We start from the raw sequence: 17,647 nt of genomic DNA, 5'->3' as shown, positions 1-17,647 counted from the left end.
GAGAGCATCATGAGTGATCCAGCAAAAAAGATGGGCCTGGTCGGGCTCACGACCCTGGTAACGGTGAACATGATGGGTTCGGGCATCATCATGCTGCCGGCGAGCATGGCACAGATCGGCGCGGTGTCGCTGCTGTCCTGGCTTGTCACGGCAGTGGGCTCGATGGCTATCGCCTACTGTTTCGCTCAATGCGGTATCTACTGCACGCGCTCTGGCGGCATGTCTGCCTACAGTGAGGAAGCCCATGGCAAGTCGGCATTCTTCTTGTGCTCGTACCTTTACTTTCTTTCATTGATGATCGGCAACGTGGCCATCGGTATCTCCGCCGTGGGCTACCTCACGCCGTTCTTTCCCTGGCTCGGGAGTGGTGCCATACCGCTGCTGGCGGGGGCGGTCATGCTGATCTGGTTTACCACACTGGCCAACCTTGGCGGCGCCGACATCACCGGCCGGCTGGGCGCCATCAGTGTATGGGGCGTGATCGTACCCGTTGCCGGCCTGAGCCTGATCGGTTGGTACTGGTTCAGCCCCAAGCTTTTCCAGGAAGCCTGGAACCCAGGAGATATACCTGTCGCACATGCCGTTACCAGTAGCATCCCGCTGACGCTATGGGCATTCCTGGGCATGGAATCAGCCGCGCAAAACTCCGATGCGGTGGAAAACCCGAAGCGCAACGTGCCCCTGGCCTGTCTGTTCGGCACCCTGGGTGCAGCGGTGGTGTACATACTCTCAACCACGGTCATTCAAGGCATCGTGCCCAACCCGGACCTGGCCAATGCCAGTGCACCTTTCGCCATGGTGTATGCACGGATGTTCAATGACAGCGTCGGCAACATCATCATGGCATTGGCGGTGATCGCCTGTGTCGGCTCGTTGCTGGGCTGGCAATTCACCTTGGCTGAAACCGCCAAGGTCACCGCCGGGCAGGGCCTGTTCCCACGGCTTTTCACCCGCACCACGGCACGCGGCGTGCCGCTGGCCGGCATGCTGACCTGCGCCGTCCTGCAGAGCCTGATTGCGCTGTCGACGCTCTCGCCAAACGCCAGCGCCCAGTTCAGCAAACTGGTCAACCTGGCTGCCGTGACCAATATCATTCCCTACATCACCTCGCTGACCGGGCTGCTGGTGATCATGTACAAGGCACAGGTCGAGATGGCGATTTTTCGCCGCAACGCCGCAATCATGGTGCTTGCGGTGTGTTATTGCTTCTATGCGCTTTATGCCTCGGGCCTGGAAGCGGTGTTCGGCGCTGCGTTGATCATGGCGCTGGGTTATCTGCTGTTCGGCTTTATCGCCAAGCGTTTCGTCAAGGCCCTGGACATGATCGGAGGTGCATCATGATCAACCTGTCGAAACTGGCCGGTGCATGCCTTGCGAGCCTGCTCCTGAGCGGGGCGATGGACGGCCAGGTGGTCGCTGCCGAAGGGCTGGACCGCCTGCGTGACAGCCAGGTGCTCAGCCTTGGCTACGTGGAAGGCTTCGCGCCGTTCTCGTCAGGCAGCGAGCAGGCCCCGCAAGGGTATGCCGTGGAACTGTGCAATGCAGTCGCCGAACACCTTCGCCAGTTGCCAGCAATGGCCGACCTGCAGGTGCGCTGGCGCGCCCTGCCAGAGTCACAGGGCCTTGCAGCCGTGGCGGCGGGAGACATCGACCTGCTGTGCACACCGATGGTGGAAACCGTCAGCCGTCGCGGTGCTGCAGATTTTTCCATTCCGGTGTTCACCTCTGGCCTGGCTGTGCTGGTAAGGCGCGATGCGCCGGATGCCTTGTTGGGGCCGCTCAGTGGCCGGTCGGGCGACAACGGCCCACGTTGGCGGGCGACGATCAACGCGGGGTTGAGCAAGCATAGCTTTGCGGTACTGCGGGGGTCGTTGAGTAGTCGCTGGGTGCAGGCGCGGATACGCCAGCTGGGCTTGCAATCCACGTTGGAGGAGGTTTCGACCTATGAGGAGGGCGTACGGCGTGTGGCCGAACGCAAGGTTGATGCCTTCTTCGCAGACCGGGTCATCCTGCTCGCGCTGCAGGCCCGGCAGGCCGAACGGGAACAGCTGGTGGTACCGGATCGTCTGTTCGTCATGAGCCGGGTAGCGCTGCCGATGCGTCGGGGCGATGACGCGTTTCGGCTGCTGGTCGACAGCGCCTTGAGCAAGGTGCTGTCCGGGGCTCAGGGCGAGGCGTTGTTCGTTCGTTATCTGGGCCCGCTTTCCGACCAGGACCGGCTGCTGCAAAGCCTGTATCCGTTACCTGATTAATTGGCCGGGATGGTGATCACGGGCACCTCTGGAGCGACCCCTGTTTCGGCCAGCGAGAGCAACACGAGGATGAACAGGAATTCGGATTTCGATTGCATGTCACGGTCGTCGATCCAGAACCAGTAATCGCGATAGTGCACGGCGGCATAGGCATCGCTCGGCTGTCGTGCGCTGGAATGTATGCGCACCAAGGGTGCATCCCATGCGCTGACAACGGGAAGGGCCGGCTCGGGATTGGCCCGGCCTTCCTGCACATGCACGGGCGGGGCTTCGAGTGTGGCGGCGATTTCAGCGAAGATTTCCGACATCGAGCGGGTCAGCAGGGCGACCTCGGTATCGGACCTCTGGACCGAACCAAAGGTAAGGTGCAGGACATTTTCGTCGCGTTGCAGATGCAGGTACTCGCGGACCAGGCGTCGGTCGTCTTCAAGGCTTTGCGACCTCGCGTCGTCAATCAGCAGCAACTCACTGTCAGCCCCCGCGCGTTGACTGATACGCATGCCGAGCTTTTCCGAGCGCTGAATGCGGCGCAGCGCATCCAGTACGGCGTAGAACCGGGGGTCTGCAGCACGTAATCGAGACGGCGAGGCTGAACGGTTGTAGAGGCCGTTCGCGGCGCGTGTGGTCAGGTGCAGTACGCGGTCGACCGGATAGCCTGCCTGAATCAGTGAGAATATCGCCGCCGGTGAAAGGGGGGTCAGCAAGTAACGGGAAAATCGCTCGCCAGACAGCGGCGTGTAACTGATGGTGGGCCGGTCGGTATAGAGGCCGGACGCGCCGATTGCCTGGCTGGTGCCGTCGGCAGGCAAACCGCTGAACCAGCTGGCGGAAAGACTCACCTGGCTCTGTATGGCGGTGGAACTTATCACCGATGAGATTTCCAGATAGACGGGAGCGTCGGCGTACCGCAGTTTCACGATGTTCAGCAAGGTTTGCTCTTTCCAGGTCGTGGCTATCACGCCCGCGTAGTCTGTCCGATCACGCTCGATCGTGGTGGGCCCCAAGGTCGAACAGGCGGCCATGAACACGGTGGCTGCGACAAGCACTGCCCGCTGGCAAGCCGCCACGTTTGCGTGCGCTATGGAAAAAACCTGCTGTTTCATCTTCTCGCATCCAGGTCAATGCAAGTGGAACTGTGCAAACGCCAAGTTCGACGACGGCTAATCGTCGACCTCGCGAAGCGCTTTGATCCTTCCTTTCTTTTCGGCATTGACCAGCGCGGCGTAATCCTTGGCATTCTGACCCGCATAGGCCAGGGCAAAATCGCCAATGGCCTGATCGAACACCTGCGACTTACCAAGGTAGCCACTGATCAATGCGGCGTCACCTGACTTGGCATGCGCGCGCGCCAGGGTCATGCCGCAGACCTGTGCATACATTTTCATCTGCTCGAAGGTCGCGCCTTCGACCGGCAATGACATCTTCATGTCGCGCAACTGCCGGACATAGAACTGCCGGCCTTTGCTGCCCTCGGTCCAGCCGAGGAAAATATCGCTGGCCGATTGCGAGAGCCGTTGCCCGGTGACCACGCGCTGCCCCTGGTTGATGAACTCGCTGTTGCCGGCATAGGGCGCCAGCACTGACGGGCAGGCTTCCTTGAATTGCAGCAGCAACGGATTGTTCTCTGCCGAGAAAAACAAACCGACGAAGCAGAAAGTGCCTACGCTGCCAATCCCTACTGCCTTTACTGCAAAGTCTTCCAGGCGATACCGGTCATAGAGAACGCGTCGCTCGGGTAGCAGGGAAGCGCGGTAGTCTTCAAGCGCCAGCTTCACACGCTCGGCGAACCCGCTTTCATGAACATGGAACAGGATGGGCGGCTGGTCGACCAGACGGCGCCTGCCACCGACTTCGTCGCTGATCTGCGGATAGAGGTAATCGCCGATGCGGGTCCGGGCTTTGGCCATCAACTCTTCACGTGCCTTGCGGTATTTCGGGCTGGGGGCCATGTCGATCAGCGTTTGCGCATCCAGCCGGTCGTACCATATGTCCAGCGGGCTCATTTGCGACAGCTCCCGCATGCGCGTGCGGTAGGCACTCACACACGCCATGGCGAGCTGCCGGGCTAGCTTGCTGTCAAGCCGGTTGTCCCAGGGACGCGACGGCAAAACTTACCGCCAACCGTTTGATGTCCCACTCCCACGGGGCAGGCAGCGTCTCGTCGAAATCGTTGATATCAAAGATCAGGTTGCGCTCAGGGGTGGCGAACAAGCCGAAGTTCAGCAGATGGCAATCGCCGCAGGCCTGAACACGGATGCCGGTGCAGGGGAGTGTGGCGAGGTCGCGCGCCATCAAGCCTGCCGAGCCGCGCAGGAAGGTAAAAGGGCTGCGAAGCATGCGACCATAACGCACCGGTACCAGCTCCGGATGCCGGTGACGGTTGGACTGCTCCAGCAATTGCACAGGGTCGCGGTGTTTCGAAGTGGTTTTCCATACCCCATGTGCGGACCGCGGCACGCTGTCGCGCAACTGCTTGCCGGCTTCCAGCCGCTCCTTGCGCGAGTGAAACACCTTGTCTTCACGGAGGTCGTCAATGATCTCGGGTAGCGGTTTGCTCGACTGTTTTCTGGACTCAGACATATCGGCACCTTTGTCGGCAAAGGTCATGTGCAGAAGGTAGGCCTGAAGAACAACGGAACTCAGCCGAGCTGAACCGGCAATCCAGCGTCATGGAATCCTGAACAGGTCTCCAAAGTCTAGCAGCAATCATTGGCTGTCCATGGGCAGAAGCGGCGCCGCGATGGGGTGGTTCCGGTGGTTCAGGCACGGCGTTAAGATGGAGCCGGTTCAATTCTGCAGGTCGATAGGGAGCACTGAGATGCATGTTGATATGGCTGCCTTCACACCGTGGTCGGCACTGGCAGGTGGGGCACTGATCGGCCTGGCCGCCGGGCTGTTCGTGGTGGCGAACGGGCGCATTGCCGGCATCAGTGGCCTGCTCGGCTCGCTGTTGCAGCGCGAGGGGGGAGGGCGAGGCGAGAAGCTGTCGTTCCTGCTGGGCATCATTGCGGCGCCACTGTTGTGGCGAGTGTTCTCGGCGATGCCGCCGGTGCATTTCAGTACGGCCCCCTGGTTGCTCATGGTCGCGGGGCTTCTGGTGGGCCTGGGTACCCGGTATGGCAGTGGCTGCACCAGCGGCCATGGGGTGTGCGGCCTGTCTCGCCTGTCCCCGCGCTCGGCAGTGGCGACGTTGTGCTTCATGGCGGCTGGCTTTGCCACGGTCTTCGTGGTTCGTCACCTATTCCCAGGAGCATGAAATGACCCGTATCAGCGCATTCATCGCGGGGTTGCTGTTCGGCATGGGGTTGCTGCTGTCGGGCATGGCGAATCCTGCCAAGGTACTGGGGTTTCTCGACCTCGCCGGGCAGTGGGACCCGTCACTGGCACTGGTCATGGTGGGAGCCATCGGTGTTGCCCTGCTGCCCATGGCCTGGGCGCGTCGACATGCTGTGGCCTTGCTCGGCGGCGCGATGCAGTTGCCTGCCCGGCGTGACATTGACGGACGGCTGGTGGGCGGCAGCCTGATCTTCGGCATCGGTTGGGGGCTGGCCGGGGTGTGCCCGGGGCCGGCCCTGGTGCTGCTGGCCGGCGTGGTTCTGGCAAGGCGGGCTGTTCGTGGCTGCGATGCTGGCTGGGATGGTGTTGTTCAATGGCTTGGAAGCACTTGGCAAAAGCCGCCAGGCGTAAATAACCAATGTCCGCGCGCCCCATAATGGCCTTGGCCTTGTTTCAGCGAACGGCAACAGAGTGACAACCAGCGCCAGGCAGGCCACCGTCGATTTCACGGGTGACATTCAGCTTGTCGCCAGCGACTTCCACCTTGGATACGAAGGTGCCTTGGGCGAAGCCGGTCAGCGCCGCCAGCATCTGGCCGGTCTGGTTGTCATCACTGTCGATGGCCTGCTTGCCGAGGATAACCAGCTGCGGCTGCTCTTTGTCGACAACGGCTTTCAGTGCCTTTGGCCACGGCCAGGATGGCGCGGTCGGCACCCGCTGCCAGGGCGGTGCGCAGTTGCTCCTGGACGGCGCCCGAGCCGACCAGCGGGGCGAATCAGGCGTAGCCGGGCTGGGAGGCGCAGGCATCGAGGTCTTCAAGGAACGCCTGCAGGATGGGCGGACGCGAAACGCTGCGGCGGGTGACCACATCCGCTTGATAGGCGGTGTCACGCTACTTGACGGCGAACTGACCGACTCTGTCATGGCTGCCAACCGTGGCCACAAGCCCGTCGGTGCCGAATGTGCAGGCCAATATGCCCAGAGCAGCCTGAGCAGTTGACTCTCCCGTTAGGGGCAGGCTTTACCCTGCATGCCTCATGTTCAGGACGAAGGGATGATGAGCAAACGAGTACTAGTGGTGCTGGGGCACCCGTCAAGCGAGAGTTTCTGTGCAGCGTTGACCGAGAGTTATGTCGAGGCGGCCAGAAGTGCCGGCCATGATGTAAGGGTGTTACGGCTTGATGCTTTGAGCTTTGACCCGGTACTACGCAATGGCTACCGGCAAGCGCAGCCTCTGGAACCCGATCTGCTCAGGGCCCAGGCCGACATCACCTGGGCCGAGCACCTAGCCTTTATCTACCCCATTTGGTGGGGCGGTATCCCTGCATTGATGAAAGGCTTTTTCGATCGCGTGTTCCTGCCCGGTTTCGCGTTTCAGTATAGGGCAGGCAAGGCTTTCCCCGAGCAACTGCTCAAGGGGCGAACGGCGCATCTGCTGGTGACGATGGATACACCGCCGTGGTACTACCGCTGGGTGTATCGCATGCCTGGCCTTCACCAGGTGCGCAAAACCACGTTGCAGTTCTGCGGTATCAGACCGCTGCGTACCTTGATGTTCGGGCCGCTGCTCGGCTCCAGCGCGCGGCGGCGTGGAGCCTGGCTCGAACTGGCACGAGGCATCGCCAGCTGGCCTGCGGCTATCAGCAGAGTGTCGAGCTGCTGACGTTCATCAAATGCGCGCAGCAGTTGGGTTTCAAACTGAAAGAACTGCAGGCGATTCTGCTGAGGCATCAGGGTGCTGATTTGCCGTGGGAGTTGGCTGGCAAGGCCATTGCCGACAAGAAACGTGAAGTGCTGGGGCAAATCACTGGGCTGCAACAGTTATACGCTGGGCTAGAGGCGTTTGAAGCAAGCCTTGAAGGTGCCAGGCATCAGTGCGGGCTTAAGCGTCTGCCATAAGCAACGAAGCGAGTTGCTGGCTTCGATCTGAATGCGATCGCCGCAGGAGCGGGTTTGACCCGCCAATACGGGCGTAAAAACATCAACCGTATACGAATCCGCTCAGCCGTGTAGGGCTGAGAGGCAGCTATGGGTCGATAGCTGCCGGTCGCGAATGACCGTTTTCGACCCATAGCGGTCAGTGGTTGCAGACCTTTTCAGGTCAGATCACTTTTACCGCGCGGCCAATGAACTTCACCGGCCCCGTCGGCAGCCCGGTGGGCGAGCCGCCGGATTTTTCCAATGTCAGCTCGAACAACTGGTTGGCCTCTAAAGGTGGCAGGCTCTGGAGCGGAACACGATAGGGCTCTCCGGGTTTGACCAGGCCCAGTGAAACCGGTGCTTGCCACTGCTCGCCCTTGGTCCAGAACTGAAGGGCCATGCCTTCGGGCACAGCATCCTGGCCAAGCGGAATCAGCTCGATCATGCGGCTGTCGCTGGTCTGCACCACCCAGCCGGCGGCCTGGCTGTTGGGCGCCACCAGGACCACCACGAATTGGGTGGTGGGCGGGGGTGCAGTCAGCAATGCAAACGCCAGAACCGCGCTTGCAGCCAGCCCCGCAGCACTTAGCCCTTGCCACAGTCCGAGGCGTCGCCACCATTTGACCCGCTGTTGCGCGGCCGCTGCGGGCAGTTCATTCAGGCTGCGCTGGATACGGCCCCACAGGCGGGCGCTCGTTGGCTGCGGCGCAGTCAGCGCGGTCAGCTCCAGCAAACGTGCCTCCCAGGCATCCACTGAGGCGCGCAAAGCCGGGTCACTTCCAAGACGCTCAGCCACTGTGGCGTGTTGCTGCGGCGACAGGGTCCCCAGCACATACTCGCCGGCGAGGCTGTCCACTTCCTCGGCGGTATCCGGCTTCATTCCAGGCACTCCCGCAATGCCTTCAGGCTGCGCTTGATCCAGGCTTTGACGGTGCCCAATGGGGCCCCGAGCAACCCGGCGATCTCGGCGTGGCTGCAGCCGTCCACATAGGCGTGCAGGATGCAACGCTGCGGTGCAGGCTGCAGTTTTTCGAGGCAACGGTAGATCTTCGCCGAACCAGACCAGAGGTCAATTTCATCAAATCCCCCGTGCAATGCAGGCGTCGTCTCCATATCGGCTTCGTCCAGCACCGTTTCACGGCGTGAATCGCGGATCGAATTGAGTGCCAGGTGGCGGGTGATGCTGTAGACCCAGCCGCGCGCCGAGCCGCGCGCAGGGTCGAAACTGGCGGCGCGGGTCCAGATGCGAATAAAAGCATCGTGGACGATGTCTTCCGCGTTAGCGTGGTCACGCGCGATGCGCCGGGCAACGCCCAGCAGGCGCGCGCCTTCGTGGTCGTAAAGCGCCTGCAGAGCGCGCCGGTCGCCCTGTGCGCAGGCCTGCAGGCAGCGGTGAAAGTCGAAGGGAGCGACAGGCGAGTTCAACGTGTGCAGCTTCCTTGAGTCATGCAAGGTACCCCGGCCATCCAGCCGGGGGCTTGCCAACGAGCGTAGATGAACAATTGCAAGGTGTCTGCTCAAGTGCGTCTTACTTGGCTGTCCAGAACACATAGTCGGCCTGGTACTGGACAACCTGCTTGGCACCTTTGTTCTGCGCCGTGCAGTCGCTTGCCGGCGCCAAGCCGCCGCGGGTGGCCAGGCGCTGGATATAGCTGACTCCCTGCATGGCGCCTTTGCCTTCGGCCGGATTGGCCTTGACCAGCTGATAGGGTATGGCCCCCTTGTCTGCAGGTGCCACCGCCAGCTGGATGCCGGTGACTTTCGATCCGTCCTTGGCTTGCCAGGTGGCGGGTGGGCCGAAGTAGTCGCCTACTTGTTTGCCTGCGCGGTCATTGAGAACGGCCTTGGGGCCGACGAAGGTCCATTCGGTTTGCCCGGGGGTGTTGGCTTTGTCGCGGCACTCATAGGTGATCTCGCCGACGCCCACGGTCTCGAGCAAGACGCGATGGCCATCGGGGACCTTGACCGCCTCTGGCAGCGAGGATTGTGCGTGAGCGGGTTGCAGCGCCAGGGCGAGGCAACAGGCGAGCAGGCAGGCGGAGGGTTTGAGGCTCATGGGTAGTGCTCCTGACAAGACATTTGGCTGGGCAGTCATAGGCCACCCATAAGCAATACCCGCGAACGACCGGACCAGATGCACTGGAAGGAAAAAAGTTTTTGCCTGTCAGGGCCGGCGGCTAACGACCCTTTGCAGCCGTTCCAGTTGTCTACGAAACCGAGGTCGATGCAGTTCGACATCTTTCGGGGGCGCAGGACTCGTTCCTGGAACACCTGAGAACGACCTCAGTGACGTTCGTGGAGGCGAGTTACTTGTGGTGCCACCGAGTTCATGCCGCCAAGCTCCTTGACCATGTAGACCGCAGACGTCGGGCAAAGCCTGTTGAACTCCTTCGAACTGGAAATTGCCTTTGGGGCTTGGGATCGGTCTCTGTGCTTATATCCCCGAGCCTCGTAAGGCGAAGTGATTGTAAATATCTGATTTACCATATATTCGAGTCGGCATATATTTGGATCTCCAGATATTGCCCGTACACGCATTCCCCAGGAGGTCACATGCGGGAAACACTGACTCCCCCCATCGTTTTCAAATGCCTGGCTGATGACACCCGGGCCCGGATGACCCTGCTGATCGCCCGTGAAGGCGAACTCTGTGTCTGCGAACTTACCCACGCGCTGGAGCTGAGCCAGCCGAAGATCTCCCGGCATCTGGCCCAGTTGCGCGAGGCTGGAGTCCTGATGGATCGCCGCAAGGGTCAGTGGGTGTACTACCGACTGCATCCCGAGCTGCCACAGTGGGTGGACGCGATGCTGAAGGGAGTGGTCGATGCCAACCAGGAATGGTTGAGCCTCGATGCATTGCGGCTTGCCAAAATGGGCGAGCGGCCGCAGAGCCCTGTTGCTTGTGCTTGAGACTTCCCTTTGCTGATTGAGTTGTAGTCATGCTGATCGCATTTTTGATTTTCCTGGTGACGATCGTTCTCGTCATCTGGCAGCCCAAAGGCCTGGGCGTGGGCTGGAGCGCCGCACTGGGGGCCGTCGTGGCGCTGCTGGCGGGCGTCGTGAGCCTGTCCGATATCCCCGTGGTCTGGCAAATCGTCTGGAACGCTACCGCCACTTTCATCGCAGTCATCATTATCAGCTTGCTGCTGGATGAGGCGGGGTTCTTCGAGTGGGCGGCATTACACGTGGCCCGCTGGGGCAATGGCAGCAGCCGCAAGCTGTTCGCCTTCATCATCCTGCTGGGCGCCGCCGTCTCGGCGCTGTTCGCTAACGACGGTGCGGCACTGATCCTGACCCCGATCGTCATCGCCATGCTGCTGGCCCTGCGCTTCTCCCCGGCGGCAACGCTGGCATTCGTCATGGCGGCGGGCTTCATCGCCGATACCGCGAGCTTGCCGCTGGTGGTGTCCAACCTGGTGAACATCGTTTCCGCCGACTACTTTGGCATTGGCTTCAGCGAGTACGCCTCGGTCATGGTGCCGGTGAACCTAGTCAGCATCGCCGCCACCCTGGGAATGCTGCTGTGGTTCTTCCGCAAGGACCTGCCGCGTACCTATGAACTCGACCAACTGAAGGCTCCCGAGGCCGCTATTCGCGACAAGGCGACGTTCGTTGCCGGCTGGTGGGTGCTTGCGCTGTTGCTGGTCGGCTTCTTCGCCATCGAGCCGCTGGGCGTTCCGATCAGCGCCATCGCTGCTGCCTGTGCGCTGATCCTCTACCTGATCGCCGCGCGCGGGCACGTGATTTCTACCCGCAAGGTGCTCAAGGACGCGCCTTGGCAGGTCGTGGTGTTCTCGCTTGGCATGTACCTCGTGGTCTATGGCCTGCGTAACGCCGGCCTCACCGACTACCTGACGCAGATCCTCAATGTCTTCGCCGGCTACGGGATCTGGGGCGCATCTCTCGGGACGGGGCTGCTCGCCGCTGGCCTGTCGTCGGTCATGAACAACATGCCCACAGTGTTGGTAGGGGCCTTGTCGATCCATTCCGCCGAGGCCACCGGCATCGTGCGCGAGGCCATGGTCTACGCCAACGTCATCGGTTGTGACCTGGGTCCGAAAATCACCCCCATCGGCAGCTTGGCCACCTTGCTGTGGCTGCACGTGCTGGCCCGCAAGAACATCGTCATCACCTGGGGTTACTACTTCCGTACCGGCATCGTCCTGACGCTGCCGATCCTGCTTGCCACCTTGGCCGCATTGGCCATCCGCCTGAGCTTTTGAACCGGAGATACCTGATGAAAGTCTTGTTCATGTGCACCCACAACAACTGCCGCAGCATCCTGTCCGAGGCGCTGTTCAATCACCTGGCCCCCGAGGGTATGGAAGCTGTGAGCTCGGGCAGCTTCCCTAGCGGCAAGGTCAATGAGCGGGCACTGAAAACCTTGGAAGCCGCCGATATCCCCACCGCTGGACTTTCAAGCAAGGCCTCGGATGCCTTCGAGAGCTCTACTCCCGACATCGTTGTCACCGTGTGCGACCGCGCTGCTGGCGAAGCCTGCCCGATCTTCTTCGGTCCATCGCTCAAAACCCACTGGGGCCTGGCCGACCCTTCAGCGGTCACCGGGAGTGAGGCAGAAATCGAAGAAGCCTTCCAGACCACACTTGCGAAGATCGATGAGCGCGTGCGCGCCTTCATTGCGCTGCCTTTCTCGCAACTGAGCCAGGCTGAACTGAAAGCCGAACTTGCTCGCATCGGCGCGCTGTAGGCCCTGGATCAATGGAGACCGAAATGAACGACCACCTGCCAAATGTCCAACCAGAACTGTTTGATCTGCCGTCGCTGGAGCGGCTGGCGCCGAAGGATCCCTCCACGCACAAACCGCGCATCCTGCTGCTGTACGGATCGACCCGCGAGCGCTCATTCAGCCGCTTGATGGTCCAGGAAGCTGCGCGCCTGCTGGAAGAGTTCGGCGCCGAAACACGTATCTTCGACCCTTCCGGCCTGCCGCTGCCGGATGACGCTCCAGACTCCCACGAGAAGGTGTTGGAACTCCGCGGACTGATGCAATGGTCCGAGGGCCAGGTGTGGTGCTCCCCCGAGCGTCACGGCTCAATGAGTGCTGTATTCAAGGCGCAGATCGATTGGGTACCGCTGGCCATGGGCGCCGTTCGCCCAACCCAGGGCAAGACCCTCGCGGTGATGCAGGTTTGTGGAGGCTCGCAGTCTTTTAACGTGGTGAACCAACTGCGCGTGCTTGGCCGCTGGATGCGCATGTTTACCATCCCGAACCAGTCGTCGGTGCCGAAAGCCTTCCTGGAGTTCAATGAAGCCGGGCGCATGAAGCCGTCTTCTTTCTACGATCGACTGGTCGACGTAATGGAGGAACTGACCAAGTTCACGCTCCTGCTGCGTGATCGCCAGGATTATTTGGTAGACCGTTACTCCGAGCGCAAAGAGTCGGCGGAAGAACTATCCAAGAGAGTCAACATTCGCTCCATTTGAGCTCATGAGCATGTCGCATCCACGCGCAATTCAGAAGCCTGCGCACATCAACCAATTCGGCGAAGACTGAGGCTGCGGGCGGGGCGTGGCGCCATGGCTGGAACTCACTGACGCTGTTCTCACCATCCGCATGGAGCTCGATCGCGGGCTGGCCGATGCCGCTAATCACCGAAGGTAATCCCGATAGGTGTCATGTGATCAGCTATCTGGAGCAGTACGAGGCGCGATACGGGTTCCCTATCGCTCGACCCGTTAGCGTCACGGCTGTGGAGCGGACCGGGCGTGGCCTTCGTGTACGCTCGAAGGACCGGGACTGGGAGGCTCGTGCCGTCATCAGCGCAACGGGGACCTGGAGTAACCCCTATGTTCCGGCCTATCCGGGGATAGAGCTGTTCCAGGGACAGCAGATTCACTCCGCCCATTATCGGTCACCGGAGGCTGTTCGAACGGGCTACCGAGCGCCTCAAGGCTCAACAGGAGGGCCGTATTTCAGTTCTGAAGCGTCTGGGATATCGCTCGGCGTATGCTGGCATTGCCTTGCCGAATAAAGGCAGTGTCGGGCTGCACGAGCGACTGGGTTTCCAGCACATCGGTACTTTCCCGCAGGTCGGATACAAGCTCCATGCTTGGCATGATGTGGGGTATTGGCGGTTTGATTTCGGAGACGAAGGCCTTCGCCCCGAGGCTCCAGTAAGCTTTCTATCTTGAATCCCAACGCCCCGTTAGAGCGTCCCAGTGAGTTTAGCTGTCTTCCGCGAAAGGCAGCTGTGGGTCGAAAGCCGCCACCCGGCTTCCTTCGACCCATAGCAGCTTGTAGCAACTCGCAGCTTTAGAACGTCTTGCTGGCCGAGACCACCACCGTGGCCGAGCAGATATCCTTGAAGCCGAGGTAACTGGCGCATTCGTTCTTGGAGAGGTCAGTGTCGATGTAGCTGACCGACCAGTCGAGCGACAGCATCGTGCGGGTTAGCTTCACTTCCCATTCGTGGTAGTCGTCGCGGCTGGCGCCATCATTGGCGAACCAGCTCGGGTCCTTGTAGTCGTTGCGACCGTAGCGCACCAGCAAGTTGGTGTCGTACGGCAGCAGCGTGGTGTAGCCCACGTAGCTATAGAACATCGATTGGTCGCCGTTGAAGTTGTCCGAATAGTTGCCGCCCAGCAGCACGCCCCCGGCGCGCAGTTCGGCATGGTACTCGCCGTAGTTGAAGTCCCCCTGGCGCGGGTACGCGTACTTGATGTACGAGGTGTCGAGGGTGACGTCGTCGTTGATCTGCCAGAAGTAGCCGGCGTAGTAGTCCAGCTCCTGGCGCGTACTGTTGCCGAAGCCGAAGTCGACGTTCGAGCTCCATACGCCTGCGTATAGGCCGCTGGCGTGAGCCAGGGTCAACGAGCCCTGTAGGGCGGGATCGTTCTGGGTCTGGGAGATGCCGCGGGTGCGGTAATCGCTGAAAACGCCAGCCTTAGCCTCGAGGCTGAAATCGTCGTTGAGGTCGATGGCATGGGCCAGCGGGGCGCAGGCGAGCAGGCCACCTGCGATTAGGCTGCGTACGGTCATTCGGTGCTTTCCATTTATTGTTGTTGTGCACGGTGTAACGGGGAGTGGCGTTTTGCGGCTGCAGCTGCTCCCACAGGAACTCGTGTCGAGTCCGTGGAAGCGGGTTTCTCTGCGATGCGATCAGCGCTGGTAGATCTGCTTGCCGGCGAACCAGGTCTGCAGCACCTGGGTGTCACGCATCGCTTCGGGATCGACGTTGAGCACGTCTCGGTCGAGGACGATCATGTCGGCCTGCTTGCCCACCTTCAGTGAGCCGACCTGCTGCTCCAGGCGCATGGCGCGGGCGGCATTGAGGGTGTAGGCCTGGAACATGGTTTCGCGGTCGATGGCCTCGTCGGCATTGAGCACGCCTTTGGCGCCCTTGCGGCTGACGGCCTGGTAGATCGCCTTCCACGGCTCCGGGGTCGTGATCGGCCAGTCGCTTGCGCCGGCGATGGTCGCACCCGCCTTGTAAAGCGAGTGGGCCGGGTAGCTGTGGGCGAAGGCATGCTCATCGACATACGGCTTGACCAGGTCGACGTTAGTTTCGTCGGCACTGGCCCAGTACAATTGCATGGAAGCAATTACATCGAGCTGTTTGAAGCGTGGATAGTCCTGGGCGCTAACCATCTGTAAGTGTGTGATCGAGTGCGGGACACCACTGTGTCGCGCGCGTCGGGCCTGTTCTACGCCGTTGAGTGCCTCGCGCACGGCGCGATCGCCGATGGCATGCACATGAACCAGCCAGCCACGGGCATCGGCGGCATCGACCAGTTCACCGAAGTGCTTCGGATCCAGCAGCAGTTCACCGCGTTGGCCGGAGTTTTTGTAGGGCTCAAGCATCGCCGCGCTTTGCGCTGGCATTTCGGCAACGCCGTCGGCGAACACTTTGATGCCGGGCAGGGTGAGATTGCGTACACCGAGGAACTGCTGGCGTACCTTGTCCAGCTCATCCAGGTCGGCTGGGCGGGCCTTGGAGTCGGTCATCAGCAGTGCGGCGATGTGCGCTGTCAGTTCACCTCGTTCGGAAAGGTCCTTGTAGACCGGCAGCACGCCCAGCGAGTCGTTCTTCACATCCGCGCCGGGCAGCTCGTTGGCCAGCGGGTCCATCCAGCCGGTGATGCCCAGCTGCTTGGAGTAGGCCAGGGCCATGCGCCCGGCGGTCATCAGGGTGTCGTGGGACAGCGGCGGCAGCAGGTCGGTCACCGGGTAGTAGCTGGCGTCGGCCAGAAAGCCGTTGGGCGTGCCGTCCTGATGCTGGCCAATGGTGCTGCGTGCTTCGGTGGGCAACGCCGCGATGGTCTTGGCGTCGATCTTGGCACGCTTGAGCAGGGCCTGGTTGGCCCAGCCGGTGTGCATGTCGTTGGCGGCCAGCAGGATCGGCTGGTCGGCCCATTCGCCATGGTTGAAACGCTGCTCCAGAGCCGGGATGTCATCCCAGTAGGTGCCCGGTACGCCGCCGACGGTCAGGAACTCGCCACGCACGGCCTTGCCATCTTTTTGCCACCCACGCAGGCGTTGCTCCAGTTCATCTAGGGGGATCTGCTCGCCCATCAGGTTGGCCAGCTCCAGTTGCAGGCCCCCTTTGATGGCATGGGAGTGGGAGTCGAGCATGCCTGGCATCAGCACCTTGCCGCGCAGGTCGATGACCTGAGTGCCCTCGGCCTTCAGGCCCAGCACGGCCTGGTCGGATCCCACGGCAACGATCTTCTCGCCCTCGACCGCCACCGCTTGCTGCAGCGGTTGGCCTGGCTCGGCGGTGTAGACCTTGGCGTTGTGAAAGATCACGTCCACTGCCGCGAAGCTGTGCAGGGAAGTGCAGGCCAGGCCCGCGCTGATCGCCATCTTCAGGAGGTGCTTCATTCGGTGCCTCGTTCTTGTTGTGATTGCGCCGCAGCCTAGCCAACGCGCAAGGCCGGTTAAATGCGGCGATAGGCACAACTTTTTTCGCGATCGGGAAACAATCCCTTGCCTATCATTGCCATGGTGCAAGGCACACGCCGCTCGACGCCTATTCAAATCCGCGCTTTTTGCAGGCTTGATGGAAAGGCGTGGATCTTCGCGCACTCTCTCCAATGCCTCGCTTGTGCCGAACAGGAAGAAACCATGGACAAAATGACGGCCCTGACCATCTTCGTCGCCGCCGCCGAACACGGCAGCTTCAGTCGTGCGGCCGAGCAATTGGGCAAGACGCCTTCGGCCATCACCAAGGCCGTCGCCCACCTGGAGGCCGAACTTGGGGTGCGCCTGTTCGAGCGCACCACCCGGCGCATGGCGCTCACCGAGGCCGGCAGCCTGTACCTGGAAGGAGCGCGCCAGGCGTTGATGCACCTGCAACTGGTGACCGAGGAAGTGGAGCAGTTGCAGCACGAACTACGTGGCACCTTGCGCATCACCGCGCCGCCGTCGTTCGGCCCGGCGTTTCTCAACCAGGTGTGCTTTCGCTTCATGCGCGAACACACGCAGGTGCGCCTGGAGGTGAACCTCAACGACGCCAACGAAGACCTGATCGACGGCGGTTACGACCTGTCGCTGCGCGACGGCCCCACAGACCAGCCCGAGCTGATCGCCCAGCCGCTGATCGAAAACCGCGTGATCCTCTGCGCCAGCCCCGACTACCTGGCCCGGCGTGGCAAGGCCATCACCTTGGAGAATTACGCCCAGCACGACTGGTTGCTGCTGCGCCATCCTCTGCTCAATCGCAGCTTCTGGTGGGTCGAGCACGAGGGCCAGACCTTGCGCGTGCGCCAGCCCACGCCTCGACTGGTGAGCGACAACTTCGACTTCCTGCTTGCCTGCCTGCTCGATGGTCATGGCCTGCAGTTCGTGCCCACCTGGTGCGCCGCGCCCTATTTGGCCAAGGGGCAACTGGTGGAAGTGCTGCCCGACTACTGGCGGGCGTTGAGTGCCTTCGGGCCCTGGGTGCACGTGCTGTACCTGCCCCATCGGCGCAACACGCGCAAGGTGCAGGCCTTCATCGCCTTGCTGCACGAGCAACTGCGCAGCCAGGGGCTGTAACCAAGCCGCGGGATTCAGTTGTTCCACTCAGGCACAAAAGTTGTGCGGGTTGTGGCGATGATCGTCCGGGAGTGGCTCGTTAGGCTAGCGGTGGTTGCTTGAACACAGCTGCCACTTCGTGCCCTGTCCATTGCCCTGTCACTCTCACGCAGGTACATGCAACAGGGGGAGAGGCTGCCTCACTCTTTCCAGAACAGCAACG

The 17,647-nt window shown here is 61.5% G+C and carries 18 protein-coding genes and 5 pseudogenes; 14 read left to right on the top strand and 9 right to left on the bottom strand.

The genetic code is table 11. From position 1 onward, the window contains the following. Window positions 1–9: 9 nt before the first annotated feature. Both potE and QIY50_26105 read left to right on the top strand, forming a co-directional pair. Window positions 10–1,341 carry a putrescine-ornithine antiporter gene (potE, locus tag QIY50_26110; GenBank protein ID WGV20667.1) on the top strand — a complete coding sequence of 444 codons (1,332 nt, stop codon included), beginning with the start codon at window positions 10–12 and terminating at the stop codon, window positions 1,339–1,341. Beyond that, a complete protein-coding gene (locus QIY50_26105; protein ID WGV20666.1) occupies window positions 1,338–2,252 on the top strand; it encodes a transporter substrate-binding domain-containing protein in 915 nt (304 codons plus the stop codon). Before potE ends, QIY50_26105 begins: the two co-directional genes overlap by 4 nt. Here the strand turns inward: QIY50_26105 and QIY50_26100 are convergent. Genes QIY50_26100 through QIY50_26090 form a run of 3 tightly spaced genes read right to left on the bottom strand, consistent with a single transcriptional unit; the run spans window position 2,249 to window position 4,859 of the window. Next, window positions 2,249–3,355 (bottom strand): hypothetical protein, encoded by a 1,107-nt coding sequence (locus tag QIY50_26100; GenBank protein WGV20665.1) that lies wholly within the window; start codon window positions 3,353–3,355, stop codon window positions 2,249–2,251. The genes QIY50_26105 and QIY50_26100 overlap by 4 nt on opposite strands. A 57-nt stretch (window positions 3,356–3,412) precedes the next feature. Continuing rightward, on the bottom strand, window positions 3,413–4,303 hold the full coding sequence (locus QIY50_26095) for a DUF2252 family protein (GenBank protein ID WGV20664.1): 891 nt from the start codon (window positions 4,301–4,303) through the stop codon (window positions 3,413–3,415). A 25-nt stretch (window positions 4,304–4,328) separates the two neighbouring features. Then, a complete protein-coding gene (locus tag QIY50_26090; protein ID WGV20663.1) occupies window positions 4,329–4,859 on the bottom strand; it encodes a DUF2252 family protein in 531 nt (176 codons plus the stop codon). A 211-nt stretch (window positions 4,860–5,070) separates the two neighbouring features. On the opposite strand from QIY50_26090, the gene QIY50_26085 reads away from it, so the two are divergent. Next, window positions 5,071–5,508: a YeeE/YedE family protein gene (locus QIY50_26085; protein ID WGV20662.1), complete on the top strand. Its 438-nt coding sequence runs from the start codon at window positions 5,071–5,073 to the stop codon at window positions 5,506–5,508. Between the two features lies 1 nt (window position 5,509). Then, window positions 5,510–5,939, top strand: a pseudogene (locus QIY50_26080) (YeeE/YedE family protein). Between the two features lie 78 nt (window positions 5,940–6,017). Here QIY50_26080 and QIY50_26075 read toward each other — a convergent pair. Beyond that, window positions 6,018–6,291, bottom strand: a pseudogene (locus tag QIY50_26075) (electron transfer flavoprotein subunit beta/FixA family protein). Between QIY50_26075 and QIY50_26070 the strand changes: the two are divergent. From QIY50_26070 to QIY50_26060, 3 genes and pseudogenes are all read left to right on the top strand, one after another. Beyond that, window positions 6,265–6,528 (top strand): hypothetical protein, encoded by a 264-nt coding sequence (locus QIY50_26070; protein WGV20661.1) that lies wholly within the window; start codon window positions 6,265–6,267, stop codon window positions 6,526–6,528. The pseudogene QIY50_26075 and the gene QIY50_26070 overlap by 27 nt on opposite strands. 54 nt (window positions 6,529–6,582) lie before the next feature. Further along, window positions 6,583–7,191, top strand: coding sequence for an NAD(P)H-dependent oxidoreductase (locus tag QIY50_26065; GenBank protein WGV20660.1), 609 nt, complete (start codon window positions 6,583–6,585; stop codon window positions 7,189–7,191). Further along, window positions 7,170–7,427: pseudogene (locus tag QIY50_26060) on the top strand (MerR family DNA-binding protein). Before QIY50_26065 ends, QIY50_26060 begins: the two are co-directional and overlap by 22 nt. A 202-nt stretch (window positions 7,428–7,629) precedes the next feature. Here the strand turns inward: QIY50_26060 and QIY50_26055 are convergent. The 3 genes from QIY50_26055 to QIY50_26045 all read right to left on the bottom strand — a co-directional run bounded on the left by QIY50_26055 (window position 7,630) and on the right by QIY50_26045 (window position 9,504). Continuing rightward, complete coding sequence (locus QIY50_26055) at window positions 7,630–8,328, bottom strand: anti-sigma factor (protein ID WGV20659.1); 699 nt, start codon at window positions 8,326–8,328, stop codon at window positions 7,630–7,632. Next, the gene (locus QIY50_26050; protein WGV20658.1) at window positions 8,325–8,873 is read right to left on the bottom strand and encodes a sigma-70 family RNA polymerase sigma factor; all 549 of its coding nucleotides are present in this window, start codon (window positions 8,871–8,873) and stop codon (window positions 8,325–8,327) included. Before QIY50_26050 ends, QIY50_26055 begins: the two co-directional genes overlap by 4 nt. A 103-nt stretch (window positions 8,874–8,976) precedes the next feature. Continuing rightward, entirely contained in the window at window positions 8,977–9,504 is a 528-nt protein-coding gene (locus QIY50_26045) for a DUF3455 domain-containing protein (protein ID WGV20657.1), read from the bottom strand. 497 nt (window positions 9,505–10,001) lie between these two features. Here QIY50_26045 and QIY50_26040 point away from each other — a divergent pair, with 497 nt between their 5' ends. From QIY50_26040 to QIY50_26015, 6 genes and pseudogenes are all read left to right on the top strand, one after another. Further along, window positions 10,002–10,358: a metalloregulator ArsR/SmtB family transcription factor gene (locus QIY50_26040; GenBank protein WGV20656.1), complete on the top strand. Its 357-nt coding sequence runs from the start codon at window positions 10,002–10,004 to the stop codon at window positions 10,356–10,358. Window positions 10,359–10,387: 29 nt separating this feature from the next. After that, window positions 10,388–11,671 carry an arsenic transporter gene (locus QIY50_26035; protein WGV20655.1) on the top strand — a complete coding sequence of 428 codons (1,284 nt, stop codon included), beginning with the start codon at window positions 10,388–10,390 and terminating at the stop codon, window positions 11,669–11,671. Window positions 11,672–11,685: 14 nt separating this feature from the next. Beyond that, window positions 11,686–12,156 carry an arsenate reductase ArsC gene (locus tag QIY50_26030; protein ID WGV20654.1) on the top strand — a complete coding sequence of 157 codons (471 nt, stop codon included), beginning with the start codon at window positions 11,686–11,688 and terminating at the stop codon, window positions 12,154–12,156. Between the two features lie 23 nt (window positions 12,157–12,179). After that, window positions 12,180–12,893, top strand: a complete 714-nt coding sequence (gene arsH / locus QIY50_26025; protein ID WGV20653.1) for an arsenical resistance protein ArsH — start codon at window positions 12,180–12,182, stop codon at window positions 12,891–12,893. 71 nt (window positions 12,894–12,964) lie between these two features. Further along, window positions 12,965–13,330 (top strand): annotated as a pseudogene (locus QIY50_26020) (NAD(P)-binding domain-containing protein). 55 nt (window positions 13,331–13,385) lie between these two features. After that, a pseudogene (locus QIY50_26015) lies at window positions 13,386–13,601 on the top strand (N-acetyltransferase). A gap of 121 nt (window positions 13,602–13,722) precedes the next feature. On the opposite strand, the gene QIY50_26010 reads toward QIY50_26015, so the two are convergent. Together QIY50_26010 and QIY50_26005 are read right to left on the bottom strand one after the other, a co-directional pair. Further along, window positions 13,723–14,448 (bottom strand): TorF family putative porin, encoded by a 726-nt coding sequence (locus tag QIY50_26010; protein WGV20652.1) that lies wholly within the window; start codon window positions 14,446–14,448, stop codon window positions 13,723–13,725. Between the two features lie 120 nt (window positions 14,449–14,568). Then, window positions 14,569–16,290 carry an amidohydrolase gene (locus QIY50_26005; protein ID WGV20651.1) on the bottom strand — a complete coding sequence of 574 codons (1,722 nt, stop codon included), beginning with the start codon at window positions 16,288–16,290 and terminating at the stop codon, window positions 14,569–14,571. A 243-nt stretch (window positions 16,291–16,533) separates the two neighbouring features. Between QIY50_26005 and QIY50_26000 the strand changes: the two genes are divergently transcribed. Continuing rightward, entirely contained in the window at window positions 16,534–17,445 is a 912-nt protein-coding gene (locus QIY50_26000) for a LysR family transcriptional regulator (protein WGV20650.1), read from the top strand. The last annotated feature ends 202 nt before the right edge of the window (window positions 17,446–17,647 follow it).

Origin of the sequence: Pseudomonas putida, assembly GCA_029953615.1 — a bacterium.
Classification (GTDB): Bacteria; Pseudomonadota; Gammaproteobacteria; order Pseudomonadales; family Pseudomonadaceae; genus Aquipseudomonas.
The sequence above is the reverse complement of the archived record's forward strand: the minus strand, read 5'-3'. Positions and strand labels throughout refer to the sequence as shown.

Coding starts and splice junctions, on each gene's coding strand:
- QIY50_26095 (WGV20664.1), bottom strand. CDS start 4,303: ATGGCGTGTGTGAGTGCCTACCGCACGCGCATGCGGGAGCTGTCGCAA.
- QIY50_26030 (WGV20654.1), top strand. CDS start 11,686: ATGAAAGTCTTGTTCATGTGCACCCACAACAACTGCCGCAGCATCCTG.
- QIY50_26100 (WGV20665.1), bottom strand. CDS start 3,355: ATGAAACAGCAGGTTTTTTCCATAGCGCACGCAAACGTGGCGGCTTGC.
- potE (WGV20667.1), top strand. CDS start 10: ATGAGTGATCCAGCAAAAAAGATGGGCCTGGTCGGGCTCACGACCCTG.
- QIY50_26035 (WGV20655.1), top strand. CDS start 10,388: ATGCTGATCGCATTTTTGATTTTCCTGGTGACGATCGTTCTCGTCATC.
- QIY50_26040 (WGV20656.1), top strand. CDS start 10,002: ATGCGGGAAACACTGACTCCCCCCATCGTTTTCAAATGCCTGGCTGAT.
- arsH (WGV20653.1), top strand. CDS start 12,180: ATGAACGACCACCTGCCAAATGTCCAACCAGAACTGTTTGATCTGCCG.
- QIY50_26010 (WGV20652.1), bottom strand. CDS start 14,448: ATGACCGTACGCAGCCTAATCGCAGGTGGCCTGCTCGCCTGCGCCCCG.
- QIY50_26090 (WGV20663.1), bottom strand. CDS start 4,859: ATGACCTTTGCCGACAAAGGTGCCGATATGTCTGAGTCCAGAAAACAG.
- QIY50_26065 (WGV20660.1), top strand. CDS start 6,583: ATGATGAGCAAACGAGTACTAGTGGTGCTGGGGCACCCGTCAAGCGAG.
- QIY50_26000 (WGV20650.1), top strand. CDS start 16,534: ATGGACAAAATGACGGCCCTGACCATCTTCGTCGCCGCCGCCGAACAC.
- QIY50_26045 (WGV20657.1), bottom strand. CDS start 9,504: ATGAGCCTCAAACCCTCCGCCTGCCTGCTCGCCTGTTGCCTCGCCCTG.
- QIY50_26085 (WGV20662.1), top strand. CDS start 5,071: ATGCATGTTGATATGGCTGCCTTCACACCGTGGTCGGCACTGGCAGGT.
- QIY50_26005 (WGV20651.1), bottom strand. CDS start 16,290: ATGAAGCACCTCCTGAAGATGGCGATCAGCGCGGGCCTGGCCTGCACT.
- QIY50_26105 (WGV20666.1), top strand. CDS start 1,338: ATGATCAACCTGTCGAAACTGGCCGGTGCATGCCTTGCGAGCCTGCTC.
- QIY50_26055 (WGV20659.1), bottom strand. CDS start 8,328: ATGAAGCCGGATACCGCCGAGGAAGTGGACAGCCTCGCCGGCGAGTAT.